Consider the following 26,131-nt stretch of genomic DNA (forward strand, 5'->3'; position numbering starts at 1 on the left):
CAGAGTGCCGCAGGAGTTATTTCCTGTGGCAGCCTGTGTTAAAAGCGGCCTGAGAAATTCAGGCCAAAAAAATCAGAACGTGGTGGGAGTGTGGGCGCTGATGATGCGGCAGATGCCTGCCGAGGTGTTGCTGAAACTATGCGGAATGCCGGTGTTAATGGCATAACTTTGTCCTGCAACTAAGTGATACGTTTGACCGTTAATCGTCAGTACCACTTCACCTTCCAGTATTGTGCCAATCTCCTCACCCTGGTGTTTGATCCGCTCGCCGGTCGTGGTGCCAGGCTGGTAAGTCTCGAGGATCATCGCCAGTGTGCGATTAGGATTTCCGTTGTGAATCAGCCTCATGGATACACCCTGGCTGCCGATTTCAATCAGGTCGTCTTCATTAATGACCACCTGCGGCTCGTCGGGTTTTTCCGGTTCGGCAAAGAACTCAGAGAGCGATAACCCGTATACTTTCAGTAATTTTTGTAGAGAACTGATTGCCGGGCTGACCTTATCTTGTTCTATGGTGCTGATTGCACTGTGTGTTAATCCAGACAGTTCGGCTGCGCGACGCTGAGAAAGACCCAGTTGTTGTCGAATCTCTGCCAGTCGTTTCCCCGGAGCCAGGCCGTCATCGCTCATATTTCTATTTCCTTAACAGTAAGTTGTCAGAGTCGCTTTTTTTCAGCGATGTAGTGCTGACAGGCGGTGATAAATCCTTCAAGCAACAAACGCGACAGGGCGTATTCGCTACTGTTCCACTCCGGATGCCACTGCACACCGAGCGCATACGGATGATCGTGGACGCTGACCGCCTCCACCAGGCCATCCTGCGCGCGCGCTTCAACACGCAGCAGCGGCCCGAGCGTTCTGGCGCCCTGGCCATGTAAAGAGTTCACCCAAAACGTGTTGCAACCGGGTATAAGCTTCGAAAGCAATCCTCCTTCCTGCACCTGAACTTCGTGCGATGGCGCATACTGCTGCTCCACCGGTAACTCGGCATCTTCACGATGTTCCAGGAACTGAGGGTGTTCGCACAGGCGACGATACAGAGTCCCGCCGGTGGCGACAACCAATTCCTGCAATCCCCGGCAGATGGCGAAAAGGGGGATGCGCCTTTCAAGCGCGGCGTTGATTAGCGCCAGGCTTAGTTCATCACGCCCGGGATCGGCGTCAGGCTCATCGCCGTTTTCACCATAGTGGTGCGGCTGCATATTGCTGGGGCTTCCCGGCAGGAAAATGCCGTCGAGTTTTGGCAGAAGGGTGTTAAGAAGTTCTGGCTCGGCCAGCGCGTGGGGCAGGGCGATGGGCAGGCCACCGGCGTTCAATACTGCATTCAGGTACTTCTCTTGCACGGTCTGGGTCCAATGACCCTTTATACTGTTCCTGCACATCACTACGCCAATTAACGGCCTGTCAAATATATTACCCATGATCGCCCTCACATACTGGAATAAATTATTGCCAAACTCTTCCATGTGGCCCGTTTCCGTTCAATATTTTATCAATCTAGCAGCGAGATAACTTGTTTGCAAACTACATTTAACATTTGACAAACAATTTGTTTGCATGCAAAGTCGAAGGGTGGACATTATATTTAACGGTCCGACCCAGTGACTGTACCTCATAGCAACGGCGGTGAATCATGGAAACCAATATCGTAGAAGTAGAGAACTTTGTTCAGCATTCAGAAGAGAGGCGAAGTAGCGCGTTTGCCCGCGAAGTGAAGCACTATCTGGAACGCTATCCGCAAACGCAGTATGTCGATGTTCTGTTAACTGACCTGAACGGTTGCTTCCGCGGCAAACGCATTCCGGTAAACAGCCTGCGCAAGATTGAGAAAGGTTGTTACTTCCCGGCTTCCGTCTTTGCGATGGATATTCTCGGTAACGTAGTAGAAGAAGCGGGCCTCGGCCAGGAGCTCGGCGAGCCGGATCTGACCTGCGTGCCGGTGCTTGGTACGTTAACGCCTTCGGCGGCAGACCCGGAATTTGTCGGTCAGATGCTGCTGACCATGCTGGATGAAGATGGCGCTCCCTTTGACGTTGAGCCGCGTAACGTTCTGAACCGACTCTGGCAGCAGCTACGCCAGCGCGGGCTGAACCCCGTGGTAGCGGTAGAGCTGGAGTTCTATTTACTGGACCGGCAGCGTGACTCCGAAGGCTATCTGCAGCCGCCGTGTGCCCCGGGTACTGAAGATCGTAATACCCAGAGCCAGGTGTACTCCGTCGATAACCTGAACCATTTCGCGGATGTCTTAACGGATATCGACGATTTGGCGCAGCTGCAGCTGATCCCGGCCGACGGCGCGGTGGCGGAAGCCTCTCCGGGCCAGTTTGAAATCAACCTGCATCATACCGATAACGTCCTCGAAGCCTGTGACGATGCGCTGGCGCTGAAACGCCTGGTGCGCCTGGTGGCAGAGAAGCACAAGATGCACGCCACCTTTATGGCGAAGCCTTATGAAGAGCACGCCGGCAGCGGTATGCACATTCATATTAGTGTGCTGAATAATAAGGGCCAGAACGTGCTGGCAGAGGACGATGGCGAAGATTCGACCACTCTGAAGCGCGCGCTTGCAGGAATGATAGACCTGATGCCCTCATCTATGGCACTGTTAGCGCCCAACGTAAACTCTTACCGTCGTTTCCAGCCTGGCATGTACGTGCCAACGCAGGCGTCGTGGGGCCACAATAACCGCACCGTCGCGTTACGTATCCCGTGCGGCGATCGTGATAACCATCGTGTTGAATACCGTGTTGCAGGTGCAGATGCCAACCCATACCTGGTGATGGCGACTATTCTTGCGGGCATTTTACATGGTCTGGATAACGATTTGCCGTTGCAGGAAGAGGTGGAAGGCAACGGTCTGGAGCAGGAAGGGCTGCCGTTCCCTATCCGCCAGAGCGATGCGCTGTGGGAGTTTGCTGAGAACGATGCGCTGCGCAAGCTGTTAGGTGAGCGCTTCTGCCACGTGTACCACGCGTGTAAGAACGATGAACTGATCCAGTTCGAGCGTCTTATTACTGACACTGAGATTGAGTGGATGTTGAAGAACGCTTGATGCCGGACCCGTTCCTCCGGTTTTTTCCGGCCCGGAAACGGGCACAGTAGTAACGTGTATTAGCATCATACCGTCTGCGCGGAGCCAGACGGTCACACTTTGCAGGATTTCCTGCCATTTCCCGTATGTCGCGTAATGGAGCGCAGGCGGCAGCGGGTCTTCAGAATAACGACGATTTTGTGACGAGGAAATGAGATGATGCAGATGTTTAAATACCCACATGGCGAGGGCGCGAGCCTGCGCGGGGGAGGCTGCTGGCCTCTCTGTGAACGTGAATGTACCCCTTCTTCTGACATTATGCGATTAACCCCTTTGCTAAGCAGGTTTGCGACCAGGAAGTTCCGAACGCAAATCAGTAGTGGCAAAGGGGGGTCGCGTCATGGCGTCTAATCTCTCCCTCAACGAGCAGGCGGGAAAACCGCAGCTGCGAAAATCGTTAAAACTCTGGCAGGTGGTGGTGATGGGCCTCGCCTATCTGACCCCGATGACGGTGTTTGATACTTTCGGTATTGTTTCCGGCGTGAGCAATGGTCACGTTCCGGCTTCTTACTTGCTGGCACTGGCGGGCGTGTTATTTACCGCTATCAGCTACGGCAAGCTGGTGCGTCAGTTCCCGCAGGCGGGTTCTGCCTACACCTATGCACAAAAAGCAATCAACCCCCACGTAGGCTTTATGGTCGGCTGGTCGTCGCTGCTGGATTATCTGTTCCTGCCGATGATTAACGTCCTGTTGGCAAAAATCTATCTCTCCGCGCTGTTCCCGGGCGTTCCGCCGTGGGTCTGGGTCGTGGGTTTTGTGGCCATTCTGACCGCCGCGAACCTGAAAAGCGTTAACCTGGTGGCCAACTTCAACGCGCTGTTTGTGTTGGTGCAGGTCGCGATTATCGTGGTGTTTATCTATCTGGTGGTGGATGGCCTGCATAAAGGCGAGGGCGTCGGCACCGTGTGGTCGCTGCAGCCGTTTATCAGCCAGAACGCGCATCTCATCCCCATCATCACCGGGGCGACGATAGTCTGCTTCTCGTTCCTCGGCTTTGATGCGGTAACGACGCTCTCGGAAGAGACGCCGGATGCTGCACGGACTATCCCGAAGGCGATTTTCCTGACCGCGCTGTACGGTGGGCTTATCTTCATCGCCGCCTCGTTCTTTATGCAGTTGTTCTTCCCGGATATCAGCCGCTTTAAAGATCCTGATGCCGCGCTGCCGGAGATTGCTCTGTACGTCGGCGGGAAGCTGTTCCAGTCTATCTTCCTGTGCACCACCTTCGTCAACACGCTGGCCTCGGGCCTGGCGTCGCACGCCAGCGTCTCGCGTCTGCTGTACGTGATGGGGCGTGATAACGTCTTCCCGGAGAAGTACTTCGGCTACGTGCATCCGAAGTGGCGCACCCCGGCGCTGAACGTGATTATGGTCGGGATTGTGGCACTGTCGGCGCTGTTCTTCGATCTGGTGACCGCAACGGCACTGATTAACTTCGGTGCGCTGGTGGCGTTTACCTTCGTGAACCTGTCGGTGTTCAACCACTTCTGGCGTCGTGAAGGGCGTAACAAGACCTGGCTTGATAAGCTGCACTACTTTGTGCTGCCGCTTATCGGTGCTGCTACCGTCGCGGTGCTGTGGATTAACCTCGAAGTGACGTCGCTGACCCTTGGCCTCGTGTGGGCCGGTGTCGGGATTGTCTACCTTGGCTGGTTGACTCAGCGCTTCCGTAAGCCGCCGCCGCAGTTCGATCGCACGAAAGCGGAGCAGGCCTGGGAGTCGTAAGCGTCGGGATTTTCACCACATTTTGCCAATAATTGTGCATTGTGGAGAATAAAGCGGCAAACGACAGAAAATGTGAAAACAGGCTTTGACAAGCCGGGGGCGCGTCGATAATATGCGCCCCGTTCACACGATTCCTCTGTAGTTCAGTCGGTAGAACGGCGGACTGTTAATCCGTATGTCACTGGTTCGAGTCCAGTCAGAGGAGCCATATTTAAGAAGCCCGCTTAAGGAAACTTAAGCGGGCTTTTTGCTTTCCAGGAATTACCCCTTCCCATTTCAAATGATATTAATTATCATTAGCAAATAACAATTATTATTATATAAAAACAATCTGGCAAGGATGTGGGCTTAACGACAACAGCTTAACGTTAGGCATTTTTTAGGGAATGGGTATGAGAGTTAACAAGATCCTCTGGCCAATAACTGCGGTACTGGTAGGGCTGAATAGCCCGCTTTCCGTGGCGAAATCCTCCGACGACAGCAGCGAAACCATGGTAGTTGAATCCACCGCCGAGCAAGTATTAAAACAACAGCCAGGCGTTTCGATTATTACTCGCGAAGATATTGAAAAGAACCCGCCGGTCAACGATCTCTCTGAGATCATTCGCAAGATGCCGGGGGTTAACCTCACCGGCAACAGCGCCTCGGGCACGCGCGGTAATAACCGCCAGATTGATATTCGTGGCATGGGGCCAGAAAACACCTTAGTGCTGATTGACGGCGTGCCGGTCACGTCGCGCAACTCGGTACGCTACAGCTGGCGTGGCGAGCGTGACACCCGCGGTGACACCAACTGGGTGCCGCCCGAGCAGGTGGAACGCATTGAAGTTATCCGTGGGCCTGCCGCCGCGCGCTACGGATCTGGTGCCGCAGGCGGGGTGGTGAATATCATCACCAAACGCCCGACCAACGACTGGCACGGCTCGCTGTCGCTTTACACCAACCAGCCGGAAAACAGCAAAGAGGGCGATACCCGACGCGGGAACTTCAGCCTCAGCGGCCCGCTGGCCGGCGATGCGCTGACGATGCGCCTGTACGGTAACCTGAACAGAACCGATGCCGACAGCTGGGACATCAACTCCTCCGCCGGAAGCAAAAACGCCGCCGGGCGGGAAGGGGTGACCAACAAAGATATTAACGGCGTCTTTTCATGGAAAATGACCCCGCAGCAGATCCTCGATTTTGAAGCGGGATACAGTCGGCAGGGAAATATCTACGCGGGTGATACGCAGAACAGTTCTTCCAGCGCGGTGACCAAAAATCTGGCGCAGTCCGGGCAGGAAACCAACCGTCTGTATCGGCAGAATTATGGTCTTACCCATAACGGGATCTGGGACTGGGGCCAGAGCCGCCTGGGGTTCTACTATGAAAAAACGAACAATACCCGCATGGACGAGGGGCTTTCCGGCGGCGGCGAGGGGCGCATTACCAACGACCAGCAGTTCACCACCAACCGCCTGACCTCGTATCGCACCAGCGGTGAGCTGAACTTCCCGATGAGACTGCTGTTCGAGCAAACGCTCACCGTCGGTGCCGAGTGGAACCGCGATGAGCTCGACGATCCGTCCTCGACGGGCCTGACGGTGAAGGATAATAACATTGGCGGGATCTCCGGCTCGGCGGCCAATCGTAGCAGCAAGAATAAGTCGGAAATCAGCGCGCTGTACGTTGAAGACAACATCGAGCCCGTTGCCGGGAGCAACATTATTCCGGGCCTGCGCTTTGATTATCTGAGCGAATCCGGCGGCAACTTCAGCCCGAGCCTCAACCTGTCTCAGGAGCTGGGGGAATACGTCAAAGTGAAGGCGGGGATCGCCCGGGCCTTTAAAGCGCCGAACCTGTATCAGACCAGCGAGGGGTATCTGCTCTTCTCAAAAGGCAACGGATGCCCGAAAGATATCACGTCGGGTGGCTGCTACCTTCTCGGCAATAAAAACCTCGATCCGGAAATCAGTATCAACAAAGAGATCGGACTGGAATTAGCCGTAGACGATTACCACGCCAGCCTGACCTATTTCCGCAACGACTATCAGAATAAGATTGTCGCCGGTGACAACGTTATTGGTAAAACCTCCTCCGGGGCTTATATCCTGCAGTGGCAGAACGGCGGGAAAGCGCTGATTGAAGGGCTTGAAGCCAGCATGGCCATTCCGCTGGTGGAGGATCGTCTGAGCTGGAATACCAACGCCACCTATATGATAACCTCCGAGCAAAAGGACACCGGGAACCCGTTATCCATCATTCCGAAATATACAGTGAATACCTCTCTCGACTGGAATATCACCAGCGCGCTTTCCGCTGGCGTTAACTGGACGCTGTACGGCAAACAAAAACCGCGTACTCATGCGGAATCGCGTAGTGAAGATACCGGGGGGCTTTCCGGCAAAGAGTTAGGTGCGTATTCGCTGGTGGGCACCAACGTGAATTACGATATTAATAAGAACCTGCGTCTTAACGTGGGTATCAGTAATATCTTCGATAAACAGATCTATCGCTCCACCGAAGGGGCAAATACCTATAACGAACCGGGCCGGGCTTATTATGCCGGGGTGACGGCGTCGTTCTGATGGCTGATGCCCGCCGGTGGCGGGCATCTTTCCTGGAGCAGAATTAAAGACAGGCGGCTTTTTGAGTCGCCGGTTCGCGGCTGATATCGAGCAGCGCACGCTGGAAAGAGACGTTAAACATTGGCCCGTGACCGAGTCCCGGGTAATCCACGTACGCGGTGTTAACCCCCTTGCTCTCAAGGGTGGTGACGGTGGCGTGGACTTTTTGCAGGATCTCGACCATCTGATTTTGTCTGCTGTCTCCGGTTGAGGCCGAGCCTTCCATAATTATCAGATTCTTATGGCAGTACTGCGCCGGGTTGACCGTCGTAAGGCGGTTTAACAGGGCAAAATTATCCCTGCTGAGCGACGGGCTGGCGCTGTAGTACTGATGAAAGAACGATGACGATAACCACGATCCGAGGACAAACAGACCGCCGTAGGAGTGCCCCCAGATCCCGCGCCGTTCGGGGTTGATACGTACACCTTGCTCTACCTGCGGGGCGATGCGGGTTTCCAGTAGCTGGCGGAATTCAGGCCCGCCGCCGGTTTTACGTTGAAAGCGAGGGGTGTTTGCATTGCCTGCGCTCACCGTCCCGAGCACCGGCGTGTAGTCATAGGCTCTGCCGTTGAGATCGAACGGCAGGCTGGTCTGATAGCCCACCGCCACAATCACCGGCGGCGAGTCCCCGGATAACTGTTTGAGTAGCGTTTCCGGCAGGCGGTCCATCACCGCATTACCGTCCAGCATATACAGAACCGGGTACCCCGACGCTGGCGCAGCTTTCCTGGGGATGGCGGTCCATACCCGGTAGTGTCTTGCGCCATCGGCAGAATCAAAGTCATTGACCTTGAAATTGTAATATTCAGAGCCTTTATCGGCGATATTCGGCCCTAATGGCTGCATATCCGGCTTCGCAAAACCCGGCGCGCTATAGCCGAGTGCGAAGCAAAAACTCGCGGTAAATAACGCCATGCGGTGGCGCTTAGGGTGTTGCTCACGACCAGACATCGGATAATTTTTCCTTGTTCGCAGGTGATGTTTTTATTGATTCAGCAGGCTCAGACCGTCAATCAGCGCGCCGCGCCACCACGCATAATCGTGGCCGCCGGTATAGACGCTGCAGTGGCTTTCCACCCCGGCGGCAAGCAGTTGTTCATGCAGCTGATGCACCTGCGGGACGGTGGAGCCTTCCAGCGATCCGACGCACAGGTGGGTTCGCACGGCTGGCGAGGGGGCGGAAAGCACATGTTCGCTCACCCAGGAGACATCGCTTGCGGCAAAGTGGCCCGGTCGGCTGCGGCTGTCCGGCGTCCACCACATCGACGGCGAGTGGCTCAGCACCAGGCCAAAGCTCTCCGGCGCATGGCGGGCGGCCATCAGCGCGGTCACGCCGCCCAGGCTTTGTCCGGCGAGCACCGTCTGCGAACGACCCGCCCACTGGCGTTCCGGGTGTTCGGCACGAATGGCCGGCAGTAACCGGTCGGCGATATCGCGCACCAGTTCGCGACGGCCGCCGAGTATTGCAGTGCGCTCGCGTTCATCGAGGTTATCGACGCCGATCGCCGCCAGCGGCGGAATGCGCCCGTGCGCGATAGCGGCATCGATGGCGGCGCTTACGCCAACGCTCCCGAACCAGATTTCGCCATCCGTCAGCACCAGTAACCCCAGCGGCTGCGAGGCGGGAACCGCGGGAAGGTACAGCCGTACCCGGCGTAATTGCCCGGCGAGCCGATGCTCTGAGGTAAAAAGTTGCCCGCGACTGGCGTGGCTGCCCGCCCACTCATCCTGCGCGGGGGCGTTATCCAGTGCCAGCACCGACTCCAGCTTATCGCCGCGGACGTTCATTCCCGGCGTGTGGTTTAGCGGATCTGCCCGTCCGGCCAGGGTGGCAAAGCGGGTTCCCAGTTGAGAAACCGTGTCTTCGTCGGTGCCCGGTGGGATTTCCACCATCGTGTAGGAGCCGCAGTAGGAGGCGGGTAAGCGCAGCGTCAGGTGCCAGATATCCGTTCCGGGGAGTGGCTGCATCATGCCTTTTGCCAGGCTGTCTTTATCGGTGACGCGATTGAGGCGCAGGTACATCCCCTGCAGTGGGTGAGCGGCGCGCCACAGGAAGGTGACTTCCCGCTCGCCATCCATGCCGTCCATCGTGCTCACCAGCGGTAGCGCAAGCGACTGCGCCTCCTGCCAGAAACGCGTGGCGTCAATCGGGGTTCCGGCCGCAAGCTGGCGGCGAAGGCGCGCGGTGGTCTGAAGCGCAGCGGCTGCTACGGGCGGGCTCAGTCTCATTATCGGCATTCCATCTCATTCATCATTTGGTCATCAGTATAAATAGCTAAAGCGGCTGTTCGGGGGAACAGCCGCCTGCGGGCTTTGTTAATCGTCAGTGATGCTGATGAAAACTATCCCACGAGCTCTCCTTGCGTATCCTGGGCGTGGCTGGCTGTGCCGACGCTGTCCTGCCACAGACGGGCGTAGAGGCCACCCGCGGCCATTAATTCGTCATGACTACCGTATTCGGCGAGTCGCCCGTTGTCGACCACGGCAATGCGATCGCAGCGGCGGGCGGTCGTCAGCCGGTGGGCGACGATAAGCGCGGTGCGTTTCTCATTGTGAGCCACTTCAGTCAGCGAGGTCATTAGCCGCTCTTCTGTCGTGCGGTCAAGTCGGGCGGTGGCTTCGTCGAGCAGCAGCACGTGCGCCTGGGCCAGCTGAGCGCGGGCAAGGGCAATCAGCTGACGCTGACCGGCGGACAGCGAAGCACCGCCGTTACTCACCGGGGTGCGGAAACCCTGCGGCAGATGCTGTACGGTCTCAAACAATCCGGCCTGCCGCGCCGCGGTTTCCACCTCCGTGTCGCTGCTGGCGGGCCGCGCATAGCGGATGTTTTCCGCAATATCGCTGCTGAACAGCGCCACATCCTGGGAGACCAGCCCCGTCTGGCGGCGGTAATCGGTAAGCGACGCCGCATCAATCACCCGTTTGCCGACGCGGGTTTGCCCACCGGTGGGGGAGTAGAGCCCCGCCAGCAGCTTGATAAGCGTCGATTTACCTGCCCCGCTGCGCCCGACCACGGCGACCACCGTTCCTTCAGGGATGGTGAGCGACAGATTATCGAGCGCGGGCTGCTGGCTTTCAGGGTAGCGGAAGGTCAGCGCCTCGAGGTGCAGCGCGCCGCTGGCCGGAGCGGCGGAGGAGGGTTCGACATTTTCCGCACCTTCCGTCGCCAGCAGTTCATTAATATGTTTGCCGCTGGCGGTCGCCTGCTGCCAGGAGTCAACAATGCCCGACAGCTGCTGCACCGGGCCATAGAACTGCCCCAGCAGCAGGAAGAACGCCGCCAGCACCCCGGCGGTCATCTCGCCTTCGGCGACCCGGGACGCCCCCACCAGAAGCACGGCAGCATAGGCGGCCTCGGTGCAGAAGGTGAGGAACGGGAAGTAGACGGCCAGGTATTTCTGCGCCCGCACGCGGGTGGCGCGGAATTTATCGGACAACGCCCGCAGCCTGGCAGCCTCTTGTTCCTGCTGACCATGAGACTGCACTACCCGCAGGCCGGAAACTTTCTCCTGCAGCGTGCTGTTGACCTTACCAATCTCAAGGCGCGCCTGTGCGTAGGCCGGGGAGCTGAGGCGGCGATAGATCCACGTTGCCAGCACCACCACCGGCACGGCGCTGAGCGCGGTAAGCGCAAGGACCGGATCGAGCCAGAACATGGCGGCGGCGATAGCCACCATCGTCACGATGCTGGTGGCCGCTCCGGCAAGGCCGTTTTGTAAAAAGCGGGCGAGGGAGTCGACGTCGACGGTCATGCGGGTCAGGCGTGAATCGACGTGCTTTTCGTGCCAGGGCAGACCCAGGCGCAGCAGGTGTCCGAAGCTGCGCAGGCGCACCGTATGCTGCACCGACTCTGCCGCACGGGCGGCGAAGACCGTCTGTAGCGCATAACAGCACCAGCTAATGACCACCAGGCACAGGGCGAGCAGGGCGCAAATGCCGATGGTTGCCATATCCCCGGCGGCGACGCCGGAGTCGATGCCGCGCTGTAAAAGCACCAGCACACCAACGCCCGCCGCAGAGTCGAGCGCAATAAGCAGCGCAGCGATGATGAACATCCAGGCAACCGGCGTCAGCAGCGACGAAACGCGGCGTCCTTTACCGGAAAGCGCCATCTCAACGGCGCTTTCTGGGACGCGGGTCATCCGGTCGACAAAGCCCTTGCCGGCAGGCGTCTGGCGCGCATCCGGGTCTTCAGTGTGTGAAGCACTGGATGCTGGCCACAGTTCGCGCGGTTCCGCCGACGTGGGTTCGAGAAAATCGCTGCTGCCGCTCATCAGCGCGCGGAACGCCGGGCAGCGCGCCTCCAGTTCAGCCTGGGTGCCGCTATCCACCACCCGGCCTTTATCCAGCACCACAATCCGGCTGGCAAGCTGCAGCGTAGAGCGGCGGCGGGCAATCACCAGCAGCATATGTTGAGCATCGGCATAGCGCCCAAGGGCGGTGTTGATCTCCGCTTCGGTACCGGCATCGACCGCCGACGTGGTATCATCGAGAATGAGCACTTCCGGCGTGGTGATCAGCGCCCGGGCCAGCGCAATACGCTGGCGTTGCCCCCCGGAAAGGTTGGTCCCGCGTTCGGTAAGCCGGGTGTTGAACCCCTGCGGCAGAGCGTTGATAAACCCGCTGGCACCTGCGGCATCGGCGGCGCGGCGGATATCGTCCTGGCTTGCCTGCGGATGCCCGTAGGCGATGTTTTCCGCCACCGTCCCGGCAAACAGAAAGGCATCTTCAAACACCACGCCGACCCGGCGGCGGAGCGCCGTCAGCTGCAGGTCGCGAATATTTTGCTGCCCGCCGGTGGTGTTAAGCCATACCCCGCCGGCGCTGGGATCGTAAAACCGTGCGAGCAGCATCAACAACGTCGATTTCCCGGATCCAGAGGCACCCACCACCGCCACGGTTTCACCCGCGTGAATGGAAAACGAGACATCATCAAGGATGCGGCGTCCGCTGCCATAGTGGAAGCTCATCTTCTCCACCTCCAGGCCGATAACCTGGCCGTCGACCGGTTCCGTACCGTCTTCCATCAGCGAACGGGTATCGATAAGCGCGAAGACCCGCTCCACCGACGCCTGGGTGCGCTGGGCGATCACCAGGAACGAGGCCAGCACGCGGGTCGGGCCGGTCAGCATGGCGAGGAAGCTGGCAAAAGCAACGAAGGTCCCGAGATCGATACGCCCGTTCATCACCGACCAGCCGCCGTAGCACAGCAGGACTATCTGCCCCAGCACCGGCAGCGCCAGCATCGTCGCACCCGGCATCGCCTGCGAAATCGCCGCGCCGATGCGCACGCGCACCATCTGCCGCGACTGGCGGTCGAGCCAGCGCGTTTCGCGCAGCTCCGCCACGCAGGACTTCACCACCGAGATTTGTTCCAGCACCTCACGCATATGCTCTGTCATCTGCGCCAGCCGGTCTGAGGCAAGCCCGGTTTGTGCAAACACGCGACGGCGGGCGCGCAGGGCGGTGACGGCAAGGGCTGCCAGCACGCCGACGACGATGAGGGTCATCGACGGCGACATCCACAGCATCACCGCTATCCCGGCGATGTAATAGGTGAACACCGCAAGCGGCACCGGGGACATCTGCAGCAGGGTGTGTACCTGCTGCAGATCGCTGTTGGTCCGCGATATAACCTGCCCGGTGCGCAGTGCGTCCTGGCCCGCGCCATCGAGCTTCTGAATACTGTCGAACGCGCGGCTGCGTAGCGTGTGCTGCACCCACAGCGACAGCTCTCCGGCATAGCCGCGGCGCACGTAGTTACCGATAAAATCAAACAGGGCAATCAGCAGCAGGCCGCAGGCGAGCCACGGCAGGCGCGTCGGATCGCCGGCCATGGCATCGTTGACCGCCTGACGCGTCAGCAGCGGCGTCAGGGCGGCCAGCAGAATGGTTGATACCGATGCCACAATGACAATGGTGCTCAGTTTTTTGCGTTCCCAACACACGCGGGCAAGGCGAACTATCCAGGCGCGAGCGGGCATGGGGGAGTGAGTCGCAGGCATTACGCCTCCTTCATTTTTGAACGATTGGCGACGACGGCCGCGGCCGCCATCGCGTGACTTAACTACTGCGATGAGCCTTTTTGCAGCGCGGCGATAAGACGTTTCGCCACCTCGGTCGGGCACGGCTGCGCGGCCATTTCCGCCGCCACCTCCAGCGATGCGTCGCGAAGCGATCGATCGTTCAGGAAGTTGTTGATCATGCCGCTCGTCAGCCCGCCGTCGCCGGGGATGATGCCGCACCCGCGCTCGACCACGGCGCGGGCGTTCACCGGCCTGTCGGCGCCCTCGCCAAAGACGATTTGTGGAATACCGGCATGCAGCGCCGTCAGGGTGTTCCCGGCGCCACCGTGGTGGATAAAACCGTCGGCGCCGTTGAGGAAGGCCCCCATCGGGATCCAGTCGACCAGGCGAACGTTCGGGGGCAGGGTGCGTAAATCCGACCGGGCGTTTGCCGAGAGGTGCAGGATGATTTCGGCGTCGACCTCGCTGGCGGAATCCATCACCCAGGAGATGAGATCCAGACCATCGACCATCGGTTTAACGGTGCCGAGGCTCACCAGCAGCCGCTTGCGGCCCGGCGTGCGCTCCCACCATGATTCCCAGACGGCACCGCCGTTATAGGGGACGTATTGCATCGAAATGACCGGCTCGCCGTCGTTTTGCAGTATGCTCATGCTCGGCGGGGTGACATCTATCCACGCCAGATCCTGCGGCGGGGCGCTGACCCCGTGGCGGCGATAGGCATCAGAGAGCGATTTTGTGACCCCTTTGATGTGCCAGGGCGTGTGGCCGAAGCCGACGGTTTGCATCACTACCGGAATGCCGTACTTCGCGGCAATCAGCGGCCCGACAACCCCAAGGGGAGGGTAGACAATGAGGTCGGGACGCCAGTGCCCGGCAAACTCCACCAGCTGGTCGGCCATCTCTTCGCTAAAGAACGAGAAATTCCCCATTTTGGTTCCGATGTTACTTTCCTTCCGCAATGCTTCCCGGCGGCGATAGTCGGCTTCTGAATCGAAGCCTGGCGCGGCATCAAACACCACAAGCCCTGCCTCTGCCGCTTTTTGTGCGAATTTCCCGCCGCTGGCAATCAGGACTTCGTGACCATTCACACGAAAAGCCTGTGCCAGAGACAGCACCGGATACAGCAGCCCGTACAACGGTGGGCCTACAAACAGAATACGCATGAGAAAATCCCTCTCCACGTCTCGAACCAGGTAAATCACCAATGAGAATGATAATAATTACCAATATCATTTACTAATTGCAACGATTAGTAAGAACTTAATGGAACGTCAGAGGGGGATAATGAAGGTCGGATCAGGACTCAGAGCCGCCTGGGCTCTGTGGTGGCGGCTTAGCCGGGAGGACTTATTAAAATCGATTGGGCAAGTGATGAATGGAAAGCAATTTACCATTCTCCAGTTTGATGTAATTCCCTTTTTTAAGCTCGGAGAGCATTTTCATAATGCTGCTGCGCGAGAGTCTTGTACGATCGAGAATATATCGATACACCGAGGTGTTCTCGCGGACGCTATCTGGCTCCTGAATAAGCATCAACAGCTGATAGCGCAGAATTTCGAAACTGGTGGGAGCCGTCAGCATCTCGTTATAAATAAATAGCTTATTCGTGATAAACATAATATGGCGGGCTATCAGATCCCAGGCTTTCTGTTCTTCAATCAGCGCCATCACTGTGTTGTACGGCAATGTGGCTATTTCGCATTGGGCCAGGGTGTGAAGATAGATATGTTCGCTCAGAGGAAGCGTGAAGCCTAACGCTATCGGGGCGGAGAGGATCCCAAGCGAAAAGGCATCGTCGCGACGCGCAAGTAAAACTGAACCCTGGCGTATGAAATGGCAGGTAGCAACCCCTTGTTGGCGGAAAAACAGTTTGCTGCCTTTTGGCACCGTTCGGTAGTCTTCGTCGCGAGTCAATATACTGAGCAGGCGCTGCAGGTGCGGTGAAAGGGCTTTGACATCAATATGGCGTTCGCGTGTTGTCATGGCGGGCTACGACCTGCAAGGCAATGGGGTTTCATCTGCGACAAACCTGCCTTCGGGGGCAATCCGGGAACCGCTAGCGCCCGCAGGCTAGTATTTCAGCGGGATGCCCTGCTTAATCTGCATAAGGAGCCCTCGCTCGGTAGTGATATAGCTTCCTTTTTTTAATTCAGCAAGGATTTTCATAATGCTGCTGCGGGAAAGAAAAGTTCGCGACTGAATATAATTAGCGGCCGTAATACTGCTGCGAAGCTCCTCTGACTCCTGCATCAGTTCATACAGCTGAGAGCGAATAATGGCGTAAGACGATGGCGCAGAAATACGAGTGCAATGCTCATAGACGCGCCCGGCAGTGTAAATGAGCAGGTGGGCTAAACTTTCCCACAAGTCTTTCTCGGCAATAATGATATTGGCCGCTGAGAGTGAAAGACACGCGATGCGTGAAGGTTCCAGCGTCTGCATATGCAGATAGTCACTCACAGAGAGTTGGTTGCTTAAGCCAAACACATAGGGCGCCGATTCTGAGTTCATCATAAAACTATCTCGGGTACGACAAAGTGCAATACTCCCTTCAAGAAGCAAATAACATTTGCGTGCTCCATCATTTGAATAGTTAATTTTTTGCCTTATTTTTGTTTCAATTATGTTAGCCTCCGGGGAGAGGTGATAGATCAGATTTGCTATATGTTGATCAGGTTTACAGATTGATGCGTTATACATACTTGTTTTGATTGGTTTTTTTATTTCTGGCATCCAAATATACTCCAACACTACAATGGAATCAGAAACAGGTGTGTTCTCCGATAGATGAATTATCTGCCAGTTGTCTTCTTCGAGTGAATATCAGGCGTGGTGTAAAATTACACCGAAAAATAACTTGAGATAATGAGTGTATCTATATCAATATTTATCTAAGTAGAAAAAATACTGATTGTTGATGTGCTTCGATAACGCTTCATGTGGCGGTAATGACTGGCACCTTATAGTGCAAGGTAAGGATGTTGTTTTCTCTGGTATTATCGTGGTTATTACAATCTTAATGATGTAGCACTGGAATGCTGCAGGGAACTGTTTTTTCTGACACGAGAATAAATACGTCGTTCCTGCAGGAAAATATAAAAATATAATCAAGGAAATAATATGATTAACAAAAAGATGATACTGGTTGCTTTGGCAACCGGCGCGGTACTGACCGCGGTAAATGCAAACGCGGCCGATGGTACGGTTAACTTTACAGGAGAAATTATCGATCAGGCCTGTACGGTTGATATTGGTAGCAATAATACCATGACCGTTGACCTGGGGCGTGTCGCGCGTACGGCTTTTCAGAATACAGGTGATGAGTCTGACTCAACAAAATTCACCATTAAATTAATCAACTGCCCATCTACCGTGACATCAGCACAGGTGAAATTTGATGGTGCCAATGATTCAAACAATAGCGATCTGTTAGCCATTACCTCAGGCTCTGCCGCCGCAGGCGGGGTAGCGATTAAATTGATGACCGCAGATAAATCGCTGCTCGGCCTTAATCAGGTCAACAGCTACAGCTATCCGCTGGTGACGACAGCGGATAACAATCTTGATTTCTATGCGGCGTATAAATCGACAGCCGCCAGCGTGTCAGCGGGAACGGCGAACGCGGTAGCTAATTTTACGGTCAACTATAACTAAGTTGGTTAAGCGATAAGCGGGGCCGGTCTTCGGCCCTTTTAACTGGACAAGCAAATGAAGTTTTTCACTGGTGTGATGGTAGGGGCGCTGTTAATAACATCTGCATTTTCCCAGGCCAAAGCGGGTGTGATTATCGGTGGAACCCGCGTGGTTTATACCGGCGATAAAAAAGAGACATCGTTAAGCATCACCAATCCGGACGCGTTACCCTATTTAATTCAATCCTGGGTTGAAGCGTCAGTACCGGGAGGAAGCAAACCTCCATTTATTATTACACCACCGCTGTATCGGCTTGATAAAGGCCAGCAGAATATGATGCGTATTGTTCTGGTGGGGAGATTATCGCAGGAGAAGGAATCATTGTTCTGGCTAAATATTAAGTCAATTCCCTCTGTTACACCCCGTGATAACACCCTACAGGTGGCCGTGAAAACCAGAATCAAACTGATTTATCGACCGCAGGCGTTAGCCGGTTCAGGGCCAGAGGAACAGGCCGGGAAGCTAATATGGAGCAGAAATGGCGCTCATGTGCAGGTACATAACCCAACGCCGTATTATATCAACTTCAATGAAATTAAAGTCGGCGGGATAAAACTGGAGGAGGCGACCTATGTTGCGCCTGGCTCAACCGCTATGTTCACTTTGCCGACCGGGAATACATCATCACAGCTGGCGTTTAAAATTATTAATGACTATGGCGGAATAGGAGAAGTGCATGCTGCCCGGTTGTAAATAGTCGCGCCACAGACGATAGCTGAAATAAAAAATATAAAAGCTATCGCAATGGAGTGAAGGCTCATGAATATATTAAAACGAACATTTATACCCATTCCGCAATGTCTTGCTGTTGGGGTGACCTTAGCCTTAACGTCATTGCTCCCGGGGGCTGAAGGGCGCGAGTTTTTTAACCCTGCGCTCCTTGAACTGGATGATCCCAGGATGAAAGGTGCCGATCTTTCGGTGTTTGAAAGCGGGTCTCAGGCCCCCGGTAGCTATCATGTCGATGTGATTATTAACGAGAAGCAGGTTGATACCCGCGATATCACGTTTTATAGCGTGGCAGCCTCAGATGGCGAAGCGGTGCTGACACCGTGTTTATCCACTGCGCTGTTACAAAGCTACGGGGTAAAAATAGATCAGTACCCGGGATTGTCCGTCGAGGGACATTGCGCACAGTTATCGGCAATACCTGGTGCGTCATTCGATTTTTTATTCAATACCCTGAAACTGCAGTTGAGCATTCCACAGGCGGCGCTGGCGCCCGTCGCTCGCGGATACGTTGCCCCGGAACTTTGGGATGAAGGAATCAACGCTGCCATGCTGAACTATATGCTCAGCGGTGCCAACACCAGGGGGCACGAACAACGTGGCGGAGACAGCGAATACGCGAACCTGCGCCCCGGCGTCAATATTGGACCATGGCGCCTGCGCAACTATACAACATGGAATCGCGATGAGCAGGGACACGAGCAGTGGGATACGGTTTATAGCTATCTCCAGCGCGACATTATTCCCCTTAAGGCGCAGCTCACGCTGGGGGATGGCTCCGCACCGGCCGATGTGTTTGACAGCATGCCATTTCGCGGCGGCCAGGTGGCTTCTGACGACGATATGTTACCGGAGTCAATGAAAGGGTACGCGCCGGTAGTCCGTGGTATTGCGCGCACCCGTGCGCAGGTCGTTATCCGTCAGAATGGCTATATCATTTACCAGAACTATGTCGCGCCTGGCGCATTCGAAATCAGTGATATGTATTCCACCGGAGGTTCCGGGGATCTGTCTGTCACGATTAAAGAAGCGGACGGTAGCGAGCAGAATTTCACCGTACCTTATGCCTCACTGCCGGTACTGCAGCGTGAAGGGCGGGTGAAATATGCCATCAGCGGCGGACAGTATCGTTCGTGGGACAGCCGGGTCGATAAAACCCCCTTTGCTCAGATGACGGGGATCCTCGGGCTGCCGGCGGGATTTACTGTGTATGGCGGATTTCAGGAGTCGACTAAATATCAGTCGATCGCAGGCGGAGCAGGAAAGAACCTGGGGGAAGCGGGGGCTATTTCAAGCGACGTTATCCAGGCCTGGTCACACCCTCAGGGCGCGGAAAAGCAGTCCGGTCAGTCGTGGCGGTTACGCTATAGCAAAAACGTTATCGCGACCGGTACCAATGTGGCGATTGCCGGGTATCGTTATTCGACCCGTGGTTATTACAGCATGCAGGAGGTGCTCGACTCCTGGGGAGACAGCCGTGTGCCCGTCGACCGGCGGCGCAATCGAATGGAAATGACGCTCAGCCAGTCGTTAGGCGATAACGCAGGTTCATTGGCCTTAAGCGCGGTACGGGAAGACTACTGGATAAGCAACCGTTCCGCGTCATCGCTCAGCGCAGGTTATAACAACTCCTGGCGGGGGATCAGTTATGGAGTCAATGGAACATGGAGCACAAACGGTGGCACATCGGGGGGGCAGAGCGGTAATACACAGGGTTCCGACCGGCTGATTTCACTGAGTTTCAGCGTTCCACTACATCGATTTCTTAATAATAGCTGGGCAAATTATGCGATGAATGCCAGCCGCCACGGCGGGACCACTCATAGCACAGGTCTTAATGGGATGGCGCTGGAGGGCAATGCACTGAACTGGAGCGTGCAGCAGGGGTACGGCACCGACAACGTCGGCTATACCGGCAGCGCCAACGCTGATTACCGCGGTACCCTGGCTGAAGTGACGGCAGGCTACAGCTATGACACCCACGGTGCGCGTGTGAATTATGGTCTTGCTGGCGGCATTCTCGCTCATGCAGATGGCGTCACGTTTTCCCAGCCGCTGGGGGAAACCAACGTGCTGGTAAAAGCGCCGGGAGCCGCTGGCATCGGCGTTAATAACCAGAACGGGGCTAAAACCGATTTTCGTGGCTACACCGTGACCAGTAACTTATCACCGTATCGTAAGAACGACATCGGTCTTAATACCGCCACACTGCCGGATGACGTAGAGCTGGAGCTAACGAACCTAACCGTGATCCCAACGCGCGGTGCCGTGGTACGGGCGAACTATGTCGCTAATGTCGGTAACCGTGCCCTGTTGACCCTCACTCTGGCGAATCAACAGCGGGTCCCTTTCGGATCGCTGGTCAACCTCGCTGGGGGAGAAGGGCGAAGTGCGATTGTGGATGAAGGCGGGCAGGTGTATCTGACCGGGCTCGCGCCGCAGGGCACGCTTGATGTGCGCTGGGGGGCAGAAAATACCCAACACTGTCGGGTGAATTATGTTTTAAATACCCATGATCAGGTGAGCGGCATTAATATTTCTCACTACACCTGCTTGTGATCCTGCATCGTGGAAAATACAAAGAGTATTTATTATGTATGACATGATTAAATGGCTGGCATTAATATTAGTCCTCGTCGCGCAACCTGCGGCTGCAGTGACATGTAATATTCTGGCCACCAAAATAAATACGGTTGGTTTTGGTCAGGTGAATGTGCAACGAGATACGCCGGTGGGGGCAACGCTCGCCACGACGGTATCGACAGGTTATGCGCAGGTACAGACGCTTTCCGACAGCGGAGAAGTTTGTCCGGGAAATTACGCTATCACCTACTTATCCGCTATTGAGTCGCCAGTTAGCGGGGTTTTTAAAACAAATCTGGATGGCGTTGGTATCAAAGTGTCTGGTATGCCGGGTAATTTTACTCTGCCAGTTTATCAAAACTCAGGCTTCTACAATCTTGGCTATTACATTATATCTCTGGTGAAAACAGGTGAGATGACCTCTGGTGTGTTGGCCCCTGGGTTAATCGCCCAGGCCTGGTTTGGCTCTCCAGGGAATTATTTTACGCAGATATCCCTTGATGCGACTTCCCGGGTCAGTGTCTTAAGCTGTTCGCTCTCCAGTCAGGTGATTACCTTTGATTTGGGGACGCTCAGTGCGTCAGAGTTTAGCCATGCCGTGGGATTTAGTCCGCAGCGGACAGCAACGCAAAATATAGGACTCTACTGTAACCCCGGCGCCAACATTAATATTGAGTTAAAAGGCACACCGAACCCGGATGCCGCAGGTGAGGGCAGCGTTCTGGCATTGACCGGGCAAGGGGGTGAAAACACGGCGGACGGCGTAGGGGTGCAGCTGTTATACAACGATATACCGCTAAAAATGAATAACCGAATGCTATTGAAGCAATCCCCAGGCGGCCAGGAGATGTTTCCCGTCACCGCGCGATATTATCAAACTAAAACGATAGTGACCGCCGGTGAAGCGAATGCGACCGCGACTCTGGATATTACCTATCAATAATCGGGTGATGCAGTATGAAAAAGAGAATTAACGGGTTGCCGCTTGCAATGTTTTTTATATCCGGATCGCTGTTTGCTGGCGATCCGCTGACGTTGAACGTCAAAGGAAAGATTGTTGCGGCTCCGTGCCAGATAAGCAGCGACAGTGTAGAAAAAACCGTGTTGTTGACGGGAGCCCAGGGAGTGCGGGCATCGGCTATGTATACGCCAGGTTCGGCGACGGACTGGGTGGCATTTGATTTTAACATTGAGCGCTGTCCGGCAGGGACCGTTCAGGCGACGATGTTATTCTCAGGCGCTGCGGATAGTGCCGGCCCCGATGATTTATACCAAAACAGCGGAAATGCGGGAAATATTGCAATCCAGCTGCAGACAATAGCAGGGCAACCTCTGGGTAATGGTAAATCCCTTACCGGAGTCATTATTAATGATGGATACCGTTACCATTTACGGGCAAGAGCCTATAGCCAGGAAGGACGGGTTACTCCTGGTACAGTGAATGCGGTTGTCACGGTCACATTTACATGGCAATAAGCCGCTGTGAGAATCTCTCTGTATGGTATTTAGACATACTGCGCTGATTATTGTTCTGCTGCCTACTTTTATCTGGATACCTCTGGATATTTTCTCGATGTGATGTTTAAAGGTAATGCCATGATATGCGTCTATGTTGAATGTAATGATTATTTTTCCCGTGTTGGGTTGCGTTTTTTACTCCAGAGTATATTTCAGGAATCGATGCTGAATGGGCAACTGATTGCTGTACATGGGATGGATAAACTTGCCGTCGCGGATATCGTTGTTGTAAATTTTGCTCCCGGCGAAGAGTTTATCTGCCACCCGGAGTTTTTATCGTGTCGGCCAGCGCTACTTATTGGTCTGATGGATGAGGTGCGTCGGGAACGAAGAGACATATTACCGTCATGCCTGAGGAATATGGTTTTTGTGCAGAAAACTGACAAGATTAACCGTACCGTAGAAAAGATTAAATATGCCCTCGATAATACCGATGAGGTGGCTCCGGCGCTGAGTGAAAATGTTTGCTGCGGTTGCCGGCACCGGACTTTTTCTCCGCAGCAGAAAATCATCGCTCAGTCGCTCCTGGAAGGCCAGAACGTAAACATGATCGCCAGTGAAATGTCGTTGTGCCATAAAACGGTATCTGCGCATAAACGGACGATCATGGAGAAGTTTAAATTGCGCAATGACCTTGAGTTGTTTCTGTTTATTAAACGTTTGCAGATGTACTATCCTGCGGTTATCTCTGAGTTTCAGCTATAGGTGGGGAGCGGACTAAGATTTTTAGCCCGCTATCATTAAGGATTAACTGAGCTTACCGTGGTTGAGCGTGGTCAATGGCTCGTTGACATCGAAAATCTTGAAGATAACTTCCTCCACGCCCAGCGGTTTCAGGCGGGCGGTGTGTTTTTTGACATACGCCATCGCGGTGTTTTCATCCTCAAACAGGTAGATACCACCGGCCTCCTGATTTGCTGCGCTCTCTGTCCAGACTTTCCAGATGAATCCCGGCTCATGGTTAATAGACTCGGCAAGTTCAACCAGTTGCTCCGACATCTCGGCACCAAACGGACCGTGAAAAGCGAAGTGCAGCTGCAGTAATTTCTTCGACATAGCTCCCTCCTGGGGTAAGACCTGAATCGTGTTGATTGTCGGGTATCCTGACACGTTTTGCGGCTAAAGGCACAAATATGCCGGGCAACATTCAGCCGTTCTGGCGCAACAGCACTTTGCCGATCAAATAAGTGGTTGCCTGGCCGCCGATGTAAACGCGGGAGCCCGCGAGCTGGCAGCGTAAATCCCCGCCGCGCTCAGCGCCCTGATGGGCAAACATCTGTGTCTTTTGCAGTTTTTCCGCCCAGTAAGGGATGAGCATGGTATGCGCCGAACCGGTGACCGGATCTTCCGCGACGGCCTCTCCCGGGCAGAAGAAACGGCTGACAAAATCGTATTCCCCTTCGCCAGGCGCCGTGACGCACACCATTTTATCCAGCGGGATCATGGCGTGGATATCCGGGCGTAATTCCTCAACCTGCCGTTGAGTTTCCAGCACCACCAGGTAATCACGCGCTACGCGCACTTCTTTGTATTCCGTGATGCCTAACCCTTCCAGCAATAGCGCGGGGGGCTCGGTGGGTTCGGTCTCCCAGGCCGGGAAATCCAGCGTCAACCATTCACCGTTGCGCGTTACCGTCAGCGGGCCGACAAAACGGGTATCGAAATGGATAACCGTGTTCGGATAATCAAGATGCTCAAAGATAACGTGCGCGGCCGCCAGTGTGGCATGCCCACACAGATTGATTTCACCGAGCGTAGTGAACCAGCGCAGCTCAAAGCCATCATCAGTGATGACGAAAAACGCGGTCTCTGACTGGTTATGCTGCTGCGCCATTTTCAATAATGTCTCATCAGGTAACCAGTCTGTCAGCGGGCATACCGCGGCGGCGTTACCTGCAAAAGACCTGTCGGCAAAGGCATCTACCATGTAAAAATCAATGTGCTGCATAGCGGAAATCTCTTGTTATTCTCAGGGTAACCCACACTCTACCACGGCCCGGTAACGCGTTTTTTTTAATTTGTATGCACTTTGGGTTATGGGGACAACGCGTACATCCTGATGTTCAGCCGACCGTCAGACACGTTTAAATTAATGAACCCATCTAATAAACCCTAGCTCATTACCCTATCTAATCGAATAAATCACTTTACGTTATGCTTTTTCGGGACAACATCTGAACGCAAACCTGAAGTTTAAGCCGCGATAAAAGAGGTATTCATTCAATGCAAAAACGTTATTTGGGTAAATCCGGACTCGAAGTCTCCGCGCTTGGGTTCGGTTGCATGGGCTTAAGCCACGGCTACGGCCCGGCGACCGATACTCGTCAGGCGATCGAGCTCATTCGCGCTGCGGTTGAACGTGGCGTGACATTCTTCGATACCGCCGAAGTCTATGGCCCTTTCATTAATGAAGAGGTGGTTGGTGAAGCTTTAAAACCGTTTCGTGACCGTGTGGTCATTGCCACCAAGTTTGGTTTTACCTTTGGTACGGACAACAAGCAGCAGGTTTTAAACAGCCGTCCTGAGCATATCCGTGAAGCTGTGGAAGGATCATTACGCCGCCTTAAGACAGATGTCATTGATCTGCTGTATCAACACCGCGTCGACCCTGATGTCCCTGTTGAAGACGTTGCGGGAACCGTCAAAGACCTGATAGCGGAAGGCAAGGTTAAACATTTCGGTCTGTCCGAAGCGGGTGCGCAGACCATACGTCGGGCGCATGCGGTACAACCGGTCACTGCCCTGCAAAGCGAATACTCGATGTGGTGGCGCGAGCCTGAGCGGGAGATCCTGCCGTTGCTGGAGGAGCTGGGCATTGGTTTTGTGCCCTTCAGCCCACTAGGTAAGGGCTTCCTGACCGGAGCGATTAAGCCAGGAACGACGTTTGGCAAGGATGATTACCGAAGCACCGTGCCGCGCTTCGCCGAACAGGCAATTGAGGCCAATGAAAAGCTGGTTTCTTTGTTAGGTGAACTGGCGGCCGGGAAAGGGGTGACGTCTGCGCAAATCGCGCTGGCATGGCTGCTGGCACAAAAACCGTGGATTGCTCCCATCCCTGGCACCACGAAACTACACCGGCTGGAGGAAAACCTGGGGGCTGCCGACATCATCCTTTCGTCGGATGACTTGCGACAGATAACTCGGGCGCTTGAAACGATTAACATTGTCGGCGAACGCTACTCCCCTGAGCACCAGGCTCGCGTGGGCCGTTAATACCGGCACGGGTCCACGGCGAAGGGTGGACCCGTTATTCCGAGTAGCGAAGGGCGTCGATCATCAGCGCAAACGCGGGCGGGTGCTGCTTACGGCTGGGGTAGTAAAGATAATATCCGGGGAAAGAAGGGCACCAGTCCTGCAAAACCTGAATAAGTTCTCCTGACTTTACCCCCTCCTGCACGCTGTCTTCAGGCACGCAGGCGAGACCAAAGCCGGATAAAACCGCATCAATCCTTTCTTCCAGCAGATTAAATGTCAGCTGTCCTTCAACCCGAACCCGTAACGGTTTTCCTTCCCGCTCAAACTCCCAGTGGTAAAGTCCACCGGCGGTTGGCAGGCGCATGTTGATGCACCGATGGTGCTGTAGCTCGTGCGGCGTTTCAGGAACGGGGAACGCGGCAAAATATGACGGTGAGCCCACCACGGCCATTCGCATATCCGGCCCAATCTTCACGGCGATCATATCCTTATCCACGCTTTCGCCCAGACGGACCCCGGCATCAAAGCGCCCCTCAACAATATTGACAAAGCCGTTATCAACCACCAGTTCGAGATTAATTTCCGGATATTCCCGGAGGAAGGGTTTTAGCTTCGGCCACACCAGACTGCGCGCGGCATGCTCCCCGGCAGATAAACGGATATTGCCGGAAGCGATGCCGTTCAGTTGCACCAGCGATTCCAGCTCCTGCTCGAGGGAGGCGATACGGGGTTCAAGGCAGGCAATAATTCTCTCACCGGCTTCTGTAGGCGCAACGCTTCGGGTCGTGCGGGTCAGGAGGCGGATGTTTAGCCTTTCCTCCAGAGCCTTCATCGCATGGCTGAGTGTAGACTGAGAAACACCCAGTTTGCCCGCTGCTTTGGTAAAACTTCGCTCCCTTGCCACCACAAGAAAGATTTGCAGTTCGTTGAAGTTTTCTTTGAGCATCGGCGATTTCCTTA

21 protein-coding genes and 1 tRNA gene are annotated in these 26,131 nt (G+C 55.2%); 11 read left to right on the forward strand and 11 right to left on the reverse strand.

Annotated features, from left to right (window positions below; all coding sequences use genetic code 11):
- Positions 1 to 72 precede the first annotated feature (72 nt).
- The gene (gene puuR, locus C7387_RS02655) at positions 73 to 630 is read right to left on the reverse strand and encodes an HTH-type transcriptional regulator PuuR (RefSeq protein WP_006820700.1); all 558 of its coding nucleotides are present in this window, start codon (positions 628 to 630) and stop codon (positions 73 to 75) included.
- A gap of 26 nt (positions 631 to 656) precedes the next feature.
- Positions 657 to 1,421, reverse strand: a complete 765-nt coding sequence (gene puuD / locus C7387_RS02660; protein WP_038256683.1) for a gamma-glutamyl-gamma-aminobutyrate hydrolase — start codon at positions 1,419 to 1,421, stop codon at positions 657 to 659.
- Positions 1,422 to 1,633: 212 nt separating this feature from the next.
- On the opposite strand from puuD, the gene C7387_RS02665 reads away from it, so the two are divergent.
- The 4 genes from C7387_RS02665 (at position 1,634) to C7387_RS02690 (ending at position 7,384) form a co-directional block, all read left to right on the forward strand.
- On the forward strand, positions 1,634 to 3,052 hold the full coding sequence (locus tag C7387_RS02665) for a glutamine synthetase family protein (RefSeq protein WP_006820698.1): 1,419 nt from the start codon (positions 1,634 to 1,636) through the stop codon (positions 3,050 to 3,052).
- Between the two features lie 379 nt (positions 3,053 to 3,431).
- Entirely contained in the window at positions 3,432 to 4,817 is a 1,386-nt protein-coding gene (locus tag C7387_RS02680) for an APC family permease (RefSeq protein WP_006820696.1), read from the forward strand.
- 132 nt (positions 4,818 to 4,949) lie between these two features.
- A tRNA-Asn gene (locus C7387_RS02685) sits at positions 4,950 to 5,025 on the forward strand.
- A 184-nt stretch (positions 5,026 to 5,209) separates the two neighbouring features.
- Positions 5,210 to 7,384, forward strand: coding sequence for a TonB-dependent siderophore receptor (locus C7387_RS02690; RefSeq protein WP_276329980.1), 2,175 nt, complete (start codon positions 5,210 to 5,212; stop codon positions 7,382 to 7,384).
- Between the two features lie 43 nt (positions 7,385 to 7,427).
- Here the strand turns inward: C7387_RS02690 and C7387_RS02695 are convergent, their stop codons facing one another.
- The 6 genes from C7387_RS02695 to C7387_RS02720 all read right to left on the reverse strand — a co-directional run bounded on the left by C7387_RS02695 (position 7,428) and on the right by C7387_RS02720 (position 16,186).
- Positions 7,428 to 8,375 (reverse strand): alpha/beta hydrolase, encoded by a 948-nt coding sequence (locus tag C7387_RS02695; RefSeq protein WP_120815980.1) that lies wholly within the window; start codon positions 8,373 to 8,375, stop codon positions 7,428 to 7,430.
- A gap of 33 nt (positions 8,376 to 8,408) precedes the next feature.
- The gene (locus C7387_RS02700) at positions 8,409 to 9,653 is read right to left on the reverse strand and encodes an alpha/beta hydrolase-fold protein (protein ID WP_120815981.1); all 1,245 of its coding nucleotides are present in this window, start codon (positions 9,651 to 9,653) and stop codon (positions 8,409 to 8,411) included.
- A 113-nt stretch (positions 9,654 to 9,766) separates the two neighbouring features.
- Entirely contained in the window at positions 9,767 to 13,429 is a 3,663-nt protein-coding gene (gene iroC, locus C7387_RS02705) for a salmochelin/enterobactin export ABC transporter IroC (RefSeq protein WP_120815982.1), read from the reverse strand.
- 62 nt (positions 13,430 to 13,491) lie between these two features.
- Positions 13,492 to 14,616 (reverse strand): salmochelin biosynthesis C-glycosyltransferase IroB, encoded by a 1,125-nt coding sequence (gene iroB / locus C7387_RS02710; RefSeq protein ID WP_120815983.1) that lies wholly within the window; start codon positions 14,614 to 14,616, stop codon positions 13,492 to 13,494.
- A 187-nt stretch (positions 14,617 to 14,803) separates the two neighbouring features.
- Positions 14,804 to 15,436 (reverse strand): winged helix-turn-helix transcriptional regulator, encoded by a 633-nt coding sequence (locus C7387_RS02715; protein WP_120815984.1) that lies wholly within the window; start codon positions 15,434 to 15,436, stop codon positions 14,804 to 14,806.
- Between the two features lie 87 nt (positions 15,437 to 15,523).
- Complete coding sequence (locus C7387_RS02720; RefSeq protein WP_244922332.1) at positions 15,524 to 16,186, reverse strand: winged helix-turn-helix transcriptional regulator; 663 nt, start codon at positions 16,184 to 16,186, stop codon at positions 15,524 to 15,526.
- Positions 16,187 to 16,573: 387 nt separating this feature from the next.
- On the opposite strand from C7387_RS02720, the gene C7387_RS02725 reads away from it, so the two are divergent.
- The 6 genes from C7387_RS02725 to C7387_RS02750 all read left to right on the forward strand — a co-directional run bounded on the left by C7387_RS02725 (position 16,574) and on the right by C7387_RS02750 (position 22,681).
- Positions 16,574 to 17,107, forward strand: a complete 534-nt coding sequence (locus C7387_RS02725) for a fimbrial protein (RefSeq protein WP_006820688.1) — start codon at positions 16,574 to 16,576, stop codon at positions 17,105 to 17,107.
- 54 nt (positions 17,108 to 17,161) lie between these two features.
- Positions 17,162 to 17,839 (forward strand): fimbrial biogenesis chaperone, encoded by a 678-nt coding sequence (locus C7387_RS02730; protein ID WP_120815986.1) that lies wholly within the window; start codon positions 17,162 to 17,164, stop codon positions 17,837 to 17,839.
- Positions 17,840 to 17,905: 66 nt separating this feature from the next.
- Positions 17,906 to 20,434, forward strand: coding sequence for a fimbria/pilus outer membrane usher protein (locus tag C7387_RS02735; RefSeq protein ID WP_120815987.1), 2,529 nt, complete (start codon positions 17,906 to 17,908; stop codon positions 20,432 to 20,434).
- A gap of 34 nt (positions 20,435 to 20,468) precedes the next feature.
- Positions 20,469 to 21,401 (forward strand): fimbrial protein, encoded by a 933-nt coding sequence (locus C7387_RS02740; RefSeq protein WP_120815988.1) that lies wholly within the window; start codon positions 20,469 to 20,471, stop codon positions 21,399 to 21,401.
- A gap of 14 nt (positions 21,402 to 21,415) precedes the next feature.
- Complete coding sequence (locus tag C7387_RS02745) at positions 21,416 to 21,934, forward strand: fimbrial protein (protein WP_006820684.1); 519 nt, start codon at positions 21,416 to 21,418, stop codon at positions 21,932 to 21,934.
- Positions 21,935 to 22,036: 102 nt separating this feature from the next.
- On the forward strand, positions 22,037 to 22,681 hold the full coding sequence (locus tag C7387_RS02750; protein WP_120815989.1) for a helix-turn-helix transcriptional regulator: 645 nt from the start codon (positions 22,037 to 22,039) through the stop codon (positions 22,679 to 22,681).
- A gap of 42 nt (positions 22,682 to 22,723) precedes the next feature.
- On the opposite strand, the gene C7387_RS02755 is transcribed toward C7387_RS02750, so the two are convergent.
- The gene (locus tag C7387_RS02755) at positions 22,724 to 23,032 is read right to left on the reverse strand and encodes a monooxygenase (protein WP_038256605.1); all 309 of its coding nucleotides are present in this window, start codon (positions 23,030 to 23,032) and stop codon (positions 22,724 to 22,726) included.
- A 91-nt stretch (positions 23,033 to 23,123) separates the two neighbouring features.
- Complete coding sequence (locus C7387_RS02760) at positions 23,124 to 23,924, reverse strand: PhzF family phenazine biosynthesis protein (RefSeq protein ID WP_120815990.1); 801 nt, start codon at positions 23,922 to 23,924, stop codon at positions 23,124 to 23,126.
- 275 nt (positions 23,925 to 24,199) lie between these two features.
- Between C7387_RS02760 and C7387_RS02765 the strand changes: the two genes are divergently transcribed.
- On the forward strand, positions 24,200 to 25,189 hold the full coding sequence (locus C7387_RS02765) for an aldo/keto reductase (protein ID WP_120815991.1): 990 nt from the start codon (positions 24,200 to 24,202) through the stop codon (positions 25,187 to 25,189).
- Between the two features lie 34 nt (positions 25,190 to 25,223).
- On the opposite strand, the gene C7387_RS02770 is transcribed toward C7387_RS02765, so the two are convergent.
- Positions 25,224 to 26,117 (reverse strand): LysR family transcriptional regulator, encoded by an 894-nt coding sequence (locus C7387_RS02770; protein ID WP_134436849.1) that lies wholly within the window; start codon positions 26,115 to 26,117, stop codon positions 25,224 to 25,226.
- Between the last annotated feature and the right edge of the window lie 14 nt (positions 26,118 to 26,131).

Source organism: Yokenella regensburgei (assembly GCF_003634235.1).
Taxonomy (GTDB): Bacteria; Pseudomonadota; Gammaproteobacteria; order Enterobacterales; family Enterobacteriaceae; genus Yokenella; species Yokenella regensburgei.